The organism is Kamptonema formosum PCC 6407 (genome assembly GCF_000332155.1).
Lineage (GTDB): Bacteria > Cyanobacteriota > Cyanobacteriia > Cyanobacteriales > Microcoleaceae > Kamptonema > Kamptonema formosum.
In genome coordinates, this window is sequence record NZ_KB235904.1 from 1,694,959 (window position 1) to 1,696,620 (window position 1,662).

General features: G+C 42.2%; 2 protein-coding genes. One reads left to right on the forward strand and one right to left on the reverse strand.

Going from position 1 to position 1,662, the window contains the following annotated elements; all coding sequences use genetic code 11:
• Positions 1-511: IS1634 family transposase (locus OSCIL6407_RS31180; protein ID WP_019487784.1), on the forward strand; the 511-nt coding region annotated here is incomplete at its 5' end.
• 318 nt (positions 512-829) lie between these two features.
• Here OSCIL6407_RS31180 and OSCIL6407_RS0124330 read toward each other — a convergent pair.
• Complete coding sequence (locus OSCIL6407_RS0124330; RefSeq protein ID WP_040650409.1) at positions 830-1,600, reverse strand: cobalt-precorrin-6A reductase; 771 nt, start codon at positions 1,598-1,600, stop codon at positions 830-832.
• Positions 1,601-1,662 lie beyond the last annotated feature (62 nt).

Here is a 1,662-nt window from a genome sequence, read left to right on the forward strand (position 1 = left end):
TCAAGTTACAGGTAAAATAGAAACCAGAAAATCAGTAATAGAAGCGGAAAAAGTCAAAGCCGGGAGATTTATATTAGCCACGAATATCTTAGATACTAAAACAGTGAGCAATCAACAGGTATTATCGGAGTACAAAGCGCAGCAAAGTAACGAGAGAGGATTTAGATTTATCAAAGATCCGTTATTTTTTACGTCAAGCGTATTTGTGAAAAAGCCGGAGCGAGTGGAAGCAATTGGAATGATAATGGGACTGTGCTTGTTAGTTTATAACCTAGCTCAAAGGAAATTGAGACAACAATTAGAAGCTAGCAATGAGGGGGTGAAAAATCAGGTGAAGAAATTAACAAATAAGCCGACGATGCGCTGGATATTTCAGATGTTTCAAGCGGTGCATTTAGTGTCGATAAATGGAGAGAAGCAAGTCAGCAATTTAACCCAAGACCGTCAAGATGTATTAAAGCATTTAGGGCAGTATTGCTGTCAATACTATTTAATATTTTCAAGTGGATGATGATTGATATTAAGGTATAAATATTTGTAAATAATCTTCATTTATGAGTCAAGACAATTTGCTCTTGGCATGAGTTGACTTTGTTAAAAAGATGAGTTGAAGTGATAAATATAGCGACATGAATATATTAGAAAAAGTCAATTCTTTCAACTTACTTAATCTAGGTAAATTTTACAGGCTCCTGTAACGCTAAAACCCCATAAGTTCAATCCAAAAGCATATTGGCTCCCAGCTTTCACAACTAATAAAAAAATCCCAGCCACATCTGCGGAATGTGGGTTATATAACCACTAACCACTAACCACTAACCACTAACCACTAACCATTAACTAATTGAAGTTGATTAAGGAGCCATTCGATCGCCCTTTCTACATCTACAACTTGTTCAACGGCTGGCTGTGGCTTGCGCTGTACCATTACTACTGGTATCCCCAATTCCCTAGCTGCAACAATCTTGGCATAAGTCGCATCGCCGCCACTGTTCTTGCTGGCGATCGCATCAATCTGATACTCTATTAATAACTTTTGCTCATTTTCCAACGTGAAAGGCCCGCGATCCAACAGCAATTTGCCATTAGGAACTAGAGCCCCGGATGTTGGCGGATCGATCGTCCGCATCAAAAACCAAATATCATTCAGATCGGCATAAGCAGCTAGCTCTTGTCTGCCAATGGTCAGAAATACGCGCTTTGCCTGTTTAGATAATACTATTGCCGCTGCTTCATTGCTCTCAACTTCAATCCAGCGATCGCCCTCTTGTTTCTGCCAAGGCGGACGTACTAACATCAGAAAAGGTAAGTTACATTCCTTAGCAGCTTCCGCAGCATTAAAGGAAATCTGAGCTGCATAAGGATGAGTAGCATCAATCAAGAAATTGATTTCGCGATCGCGCAAGTAAGCAGCCAGTCCTGCTACACCCCCAAATCCACCAATCCGCACATTACCTATTAAAGCATGAGGTTGTCGGGTACGGCCTGCTAGGGAAGTAATGACCTCTAGCCCGGAAATAACCGACGCTCTTGCTGCTAGTTTAGTCGCATCGCTTGTTCCACCAAGGATCAACAAGCGTTTTCTTAAAAGAGTTTCCACAATTGAACAGTGGGGGAGAGAGGGAGCGGGGGGGCGGGGGAGCAGGGGAGCGGGGGAGCGGG